Below are 7340 nucleotides of genomic sequence, written 5' to 3'. Positions count from 1 at the left end.
CTTTTCAAAACTCAGATATTGAATTTCGTGATTTTCAAATGGGTCAACCTTATGTGGTTCCTTATCAGTAAAACTGTTTAATGATTTGTTAAAAAAATCTAATTTAGAATATATTATCGCTAGTTTCACAATTCCAATTTTAGTTTGATGAACACAAAATTACTACTCATTGCTTTTCTATCGCTTTTTACTTTCAATAAATCATTTTGTCAAATTTCTATTTCTCAACTTGAATTTGATACTAAAAAAAGTCCGAATATAATTTATTATAATTTTTATAACGGAATTCAAATGATTGAAATCGATTATAATAATTTGGAAAAGGCAAGAGTAGATTTTGAAGATGGTATACGACCAATAAACAGTATCAGACCAAGAAATTATGGTCACAACACTATCATTTTAAGAAACAAAAACGGAGAAATTCTGCACCAATACAACCTAAGAACAACACCTTTCAAACCATCCGATTTTATTGCTGTTGATAAAACAATGCTGACTTTAACTCATTTTGCTAAAATAAATTCGAAATATGAAGCAAAATCTAATTATCCATCTTACGGAAAATACAACTATTATGTTACCGAAAATAATAAAGCTGGAGTTCTTGATACTATTGGAAATCCAGTATTGGAAGTAGTTTATGATGCAATCCAATCGTACAGTCAAGATTACAAACTGAACTATTATAAAGTACTTGGATTTACAAATAATGATACCGAAATAAAATTTAGTTACACTTTTCAAAGCAACGGAAAATGGGGTTTTAAAAACGACAAAATCACTATTGAACCCAAGTATGAGGAGTTGATTCCGATAAAAAAAAATGTTTTTAGAATAAAAAAATCCAACAACTATGGATTACTGAATTTTAAAGAAAAAGTTCAATTGAATGCAATTTATGAAGATTTAATCTATAAAAACGACTTCTATTTGTATTCTGAAACAGCAAAAAATGGTAGCTATGATAAAAAATACGGAATTATAAATTCAAAATTTAAAACCATCACTAAACCCATTTATTCTAACATTGATGATATTATTGAAAACTATAAACCATCAGGAAAATATTGGGCATATAAAACAGATGGTTTTGGCGCCATTGACAAAGAAGGAAACGAAATTACAATGTTTAAATATGGAATGATACCACAAAATCCGTATCAGAAATTTTATAGAACTAATGACTATAATGATTCTAATAGGAACTATATTTTAGATTTAAATTTTAAAGAAATTGGTAGTAATTTCGAGAAAATATACGATTGGAATGAAAATTTATTTATAGTTATTAAAGACTCAAAAATGGGTTTGCTTGATCTTAATAACAATGAAATTCTACCATGCGAATACCAATCTATTTCTCAAGATTTTAAAAACAATTTATCTGTAGTTATAAAAAACGATGCTTATGGCGTCATCAATTCTTCAGGAAAAATAATCATTCCGTGTAAGTATCATTTTTTAGTGTTGGATTATTCTAATACTATTTATGTTCAAATTAAGGATGAGAATATCGCTTTTGGAAACAAAATAAAATCTGGTGTAATAGATAGAGTAGGAAAAATTGTAATTCCGATACTCTACGACTCGTTAGAATCTATTGGTTATGGCTTGTGGAAGGTAAAAATAAAAGATAAATACGGAATTGTAACCATTGAAAACAAAGAAATCACTCCGGTTAAATATGATGAAATTTATTCTTTAGAAAACGGTTTTTGTATTGCAAAAATTGATTTCGGATATGGATACATCAATAAATTAGGGCAAGAAATTACCCATTTTTATTATCAAAAACCTGCAAATTTTAAATATAACTCCGAAAATAAACTTACTGCAAAAGCTTTCCTTGGAGGAAAAGAAGTTACAATAGATGATAATGGAAAAGTTATAAAACAGCTGTAATAGTCAATAAAACATGAGTTTAAACTATTTTTAATTTATAATAATCGATCTGTTAGTAACAAATAGATTACTTGTTCGTCTTACTTTTAAACCTAATAATAAATCAACTTGGAAACCATTCTGTGTATTAAAAATTTGAACAAACGTTATGGCAAATTACAAGCCGTAAAAAATGTTTCATTAGAAATAAAAAAAGGTAATGTCTATGGAATTCTTGGTCCAAATGGTTCAGGAAAATCGACTACTCTGGGCATTGTTTTAAATGTTGTCAACAAAACATCTGGTGAATATTCTTGGTTTGGCGGAGCAATAAAAACTCATGAAGCTCTAAAAAAAGTAGGTGCTATTATAGAACGTCCAAATTTTTATCCCTACATGACCGCTCAAGAAAATCTAGAATTGGTTTGTAAAATAAAAGGAATAAACTACAATAAGGTACAAGAAAAGCTAGAAGTTGTTGGACTTATTGATAGAAAAGACAGCAAATTCAATACTTTCTCATTGGGTATGAAACAAAGATTGGCAATAGCATCTGCGTTGTTAAACGATCCCGAAATATTAATTCTTGACGAACCTACAAATGGTTTAGATCCGCAAGGAATTCACCAAATAAGAGATATTATAAAATTTATAGCCAGTCAAGGAACAACAATTTTATTAGCTTCTCACCTACTTGATGAAGTAGAAAAAGTATGTTCGCATGTTTTAATTTTAAGAAAAGGCGAAATACTTTACTCAGGAACAGTTGAGGGAATGTCAAGTAATAATGGTTTTATAGAGCTACAAGCGAATGATAATAAACTTGCAATAGCAGCTTTAAAAGACTTTCAAAACATAACCGAAATTAAAGAAATAGATGGTAAAATTTTACTCTATTCTAAAACTGATATTGATACTTCTTTGTTAAATAAATTTCTTTGTGAAAGGTCAATTTATCTAAACCATTTAACAAAAAAGAAAAATAGTCTTGAAGAACAATTTTTACAATTAACAGGTAAATAATCTAAATTCCAACAACCCAAATGAAACGATTACTCGCAATAGAATTACAAAAAATATGGAAAAATAAAGCCAGTAGAATATTAACAATAACCTATTTTGGGTTGCTAAGTTTACTTGCAATTATTTCTTTTATAAAATTAGATTTTGGACCAATTCACATAGACGTTGCTCAACAAGGAGTTTTTAATTTTCCGTTTATATGGCATTTTAATTCATTTATTGCTGTTTATGCTAAGATATTTTTTGCCATAATTATTGTATCAATGATGGCAAACGAATACAGTTATGGCACATTAAAACAAAATCTTATTGACGGAATGAGTAAAAAAGAATTTATAGCGTCTAAGTTTTTAACCGTTATAGCTTTCTCTGTTGTTTCAACTGTTTTTGTCTTTATAACCTCTTTAATTTTAGGTTTAATTTTCTCTTCCTACACTGAATTAGATATTATATTTTCCAAAATGAGCTATTTACTTGCCTATTTTGTAAACCTAATCGGATTTTTTTCTTTTTGTTTATTTTTGGGAATTCTCATAAAAAGATCAGCTTTTGCGCTAGGTTTTCTATTTATTTGGTTCATTATTGAATGTTTTTTAGTCTATTCAAACTTTCATTTTTCAAGAAATTTTCTAGATTTTTTACCCTTAGAATCTATGTCTTGTTTATTGATTGAGCCGTTCTCTAAGTTATCAGTAATTAAAAACATAGGATCTCAAATTGGGATTCAAAATACCAAAGATTATACTGTTCATTTTACTACAATACTTATCGTTCTAGTTTGGACTGCAATCTTTATTTCATTATCCTATTTTTTATTGAAAAAAAGAGATTTATAAGCGTTTAACTAGTGTTAAAAAACATTAAAAAACAAAACTATTATAGAATAAATCTAATTTATTTGTTATTTTTAACGAATGAAAAACAGATTACTCTTATATATTATAATAACCTTACTATCAATTAATTGCTACTCTCAATTTAGCAAAACACATTACATACCGCCATTGTCCAACTCCGATTCTATGCCTCCAGGATCGCAATTTCTATATATATCAACACCAAGCGTAACGCCAATTAACTTTTTAATAAAACAATTGGGTAGCACAACCATAAGCGGCACTGTTTCTAGAGACATCCCTTTTGTGTTTGACACTACATCCTCTGGTAGCGGTAATCAATTTCTTGCTTCACAAGGATTGGCCAACACTATTATGTCTGATAGCGGTTATATTATTGAGGCTGAAGACATGGTTTATGTTACAGGAAGAGTTATTGATCAAACAGGAAATCAAGCTGGAGAATTGGTTTCTAAAGGATTGGCTGCACTTGGTACCGAATTTAGAATTGGCGGATTGACAAATATGTTAGTATCAAATTATGCCGATAGACATTACACTTTTGTCTCCATTTTAGCCACAGAAAACAATACAACAGTAAATTTTTCGGATATAAAAACTGGTGCCGTTTTAGTCAATAATTCTGGCGCAGGAAATACACCTTCATCAATAGTTTTAAATAGTGGTCAAAGTTTTATTATGGCAGTTCAAGGTCCAACAAATGCCAATAGAGATGCGCTTATAGGATCTGTAGTTAGAGCAGACAAACCTATAGCTGTAAATTGCGGTTCTATTGGTGGTACAAATGGTGAATTATCCAATATAGATATGGGATTTGACCAAATTGTCTCGTCAGAAAGAACAGGTTCCGAATACATTTTTGTAAAAAGTACAGGGATGGATAATGTAGAACGTGTTTTATTAATTGCCAATCAAAACAATACCGAAATATATTTAAACAATTCAACAACACCTAGTTATACATTAAATGCTGGCGGATATGTGAACTTATTGGGTACAGATTATAGTGCTAATGGCATCATGTATGTTCACACAAACAATACAACTGCTAGTCCTAAAACATTATTTGCCTATCAAAGTGTTGGTGATGGTTCTATGAATAATCAAGCCAATCAAGAGATGTTTTTTGTGCCACCATTAAGTTGTCAAACTCCAAAAGTTATAGATAATATTCCATTAATAGAATATATTGGCACACGAGAATTTACTGGTAGAGTTACCATAACTACCGAAACTGCCTCCTCTTTAAGCTTTATAATAAATTCTGTTTCCTATACTTTAGCTACTTTACCATCAAGTATATCTGTTGTTGGTCCCAATGCTGTTTCAGGAAATCCAGCTTTTGAATGTTATGTTTTAACTGGTTTAAAAGGAAATATTTCTGTTTTTTCTACAACACAATTGTATTTGGCAGCCTATGGAAGTGATGGAGCAGCAACTTTTGGCGGATATTATTCTGGATTTACTTATAAACCCGAAGTTTCCTTTCAACAAATAGATTTAACGCAAGCCAATTGTTTACCAAACGTTGATTTAAGTGTGAGTGCTCTTATAGGATTTGATGTATTTCAATGGTATTTTAACGGTAATCCAATTTCTGGTGCCAATGCAAGCAATTATTCGCCAACGCAACCAGGATATTATAAAGTAAAAGCAACATTATCTGCATGTAATATTGATATTTTTTCAGACGAAATTCCTGTTAGCTCTTGTCCTACAGATATTGACAACGACAGTGTAGTAGATAATTCTGATTTAGATTATGATGGAGATGGCATTACAAATTGTACAGAATCATTTGGCAACCAAAACATTTCGCTAATCAATCCTTTGTCTGGAACTATTACTACAGCAACATATTCTAACACATTTACTGGAACAATAGCTACATCAACTACTGCAAGCGCAACGCCATTTATTGGCAATTCCAATGGGAGTTTTGTTACAGATATTCCGGCAGGAAAAACAAATTTTGTAAAATACGAGATGACATTTGCACAACCAATGTCTGTAGGATTAGAATATGCTACAACTGCAAATGCCTCCGATTTATTAACTGCCGATTCAGAATTTACAATAAATTCAGCAGTAAATAAAACAGTAACCGTTTTAAACCCGACCAATCAATTACTAATTGACACCAATTACGATGGGTTTTATGAAAGTGGCGTAACCGAATATTCTTCATTCGAAATTAGATTTAGACTTAACAGTACAACGCCACTAGCTGCAGGAACTGGAACTTTTAAATTTTTAATAAATCAAGCAACAACAATAAGTATAAAGCAAAGAAATCTTTCTGATATTTCTGTCAATAAAGCTACACTAAAATTTTATGCAACTTGTGTGCCTAAGGATTCTGATGGTGATGGAATTCCAGATCAATTAGATTCTGACAGTGACAATGACGGAATTACAGATTATATTGAAGCACAAGGCGTTGCATTTACTGCTGCTTCTAATACAGATGTAAATCATGACGGAATTGATGATGTATATTCTAACGGAATTTCTCCTGCTGATACAGATAATGATGGTGTTTTAGATTATTTAGATTTAGACTCTGATAACGATGGAATTTATGATTTGACCGAATCAGGAAGTACTGCAATAGATGCTAATTTAAATGGTGTTATTGATGGTTCAAGTTTTGGAACAAATGGATTGAACAATGCACTAGAAACTTCTCCAGATAGCGGAATTGAAAATTATACAATTGCTAACACTGATGGCGATTCAATAAATAATTACTTAGATCTAGAAAGTGATAACGATGGTTGCAATGACGTTATTGAGGCTGGATTTACAGATGCAAATAATGATGGTTTTCTTGGAGCAATTACTCCTGCAACAGTAAATACAAATGGAATTGTTACAAGCGGAATTGGATATACTGCACCAAATATAAATTACATAACTGCCGCACCAATAACTGTAACAACACAACCCACAAATAAAATAACGTGCGAACTTCAAAATGCTACTTTTACAATTGTTACTTCTACACCAACAACTTCATACCAATGGCAATTGTCTATAAATAATGGAGTTACATGGACAGATATTTTAAATAATGCTCCTTACACTGGAGCAACTTCAATTATGTTATCCGTAAATAATGTAACGCCATCAATGAACGGTTATAAATACAGAGTCTTTTTAAATAGAAATGGAAACTCCTGCGGATTACTATCTGGCAATGCTACATTAACAACTTATGCATTACCTGTCGTTTCTAGTCCTGTAACATTAATTCAATGTGATACCGATACCGATGGAATTGCAACCTTTAATTTGACCGAAAAAAATAATTTTATATCGACCAATTCGGCATTAGAAACCTTTACTTACTTTACATCCTCTGCTGCTGCAAATGCTAATAATAGTTTATTTTTAATACCAAATCCATTAGCCTACACTACTTCTAACGCAACCGTTTGGGTAAGAGTAGAAAATGCAAATACCTGTTTTAATGTAGCCCAATTAGATTTAATTGTGTCGGTAACGCAACTACCAAGTACTTTTATAATATCAAATTTACACAAATGCGACGATTATATAAATGCTACAGCTAAT

Annotated in this window: 4 protein-coding genes; all 4 read left to right on the top strand. The window is 30.7% G+C overall.

The genetic code is table 11. The annotated features are described in order from the left end of the window. Nucleotides 1-147: 147 nt before the first annotated feature. On the top strand, nucleotides 148-1905 hold the full coding sequence (locus ACH2CG_RS17035) for a WG repeat-containing protein (protein WP_395067402.1): 1758 nt from the start codon (nucleotides 148-150) through the stop codon (nucleotides 1903-1905). 108 nt (nucleotides 1906-2013) lie between these two features. Further along, nucleotides 2014-2907 (top strand): ABC transporter ATP-binding protein, encoded by an 894-nt coding sequence (locus tag ACH2CG_RS17030; RefSeq protein ID WP_395067401.1) that lies wholly within the window; start codon nucleotides 2014-2016, stop codon nucleotides 2905-2907. A 20-nt stretch (nucleotides 2908-2927) separates the two neighbouring features. Further along, the gene (locus tag ACH2CG_RS17025) at nucleotides 2928-3743 is read left to right on the top strand and encodes an ABC transporter permease (protein ID WP_395067399.1); all 816 of its coding nucleotides are present in this window, start codon (nucleotides 2928-2930) and stop codon (nucleotides 3741-3743) included. 78 nt (nucleotides 3744-3821) lie between these two features. Continuing rightward, nucleotides 3822-7340 (top strand): gliding motility protein (locus ACH2CG_RS17020; protein ID WP_395067397.1); only part of this gene is annotated, 3519 nt, incomplete at its 3' end.

The organism is Flavobacterium sp. (genome assembly GCF_043778725.1).
In the GTDB taxonomy this organism is placed as follows: domain Bacteria; phylum Bacteroidota; class Bacteroidia; order Flavobacteriales; family Flavobacteriaceae; genus Flavobacterium.
The sequence above is the reverse complement of the archived record's forward strand: the minus strand, read 5'-3'. Positions and strand labels throughout refer to the sequence as shown.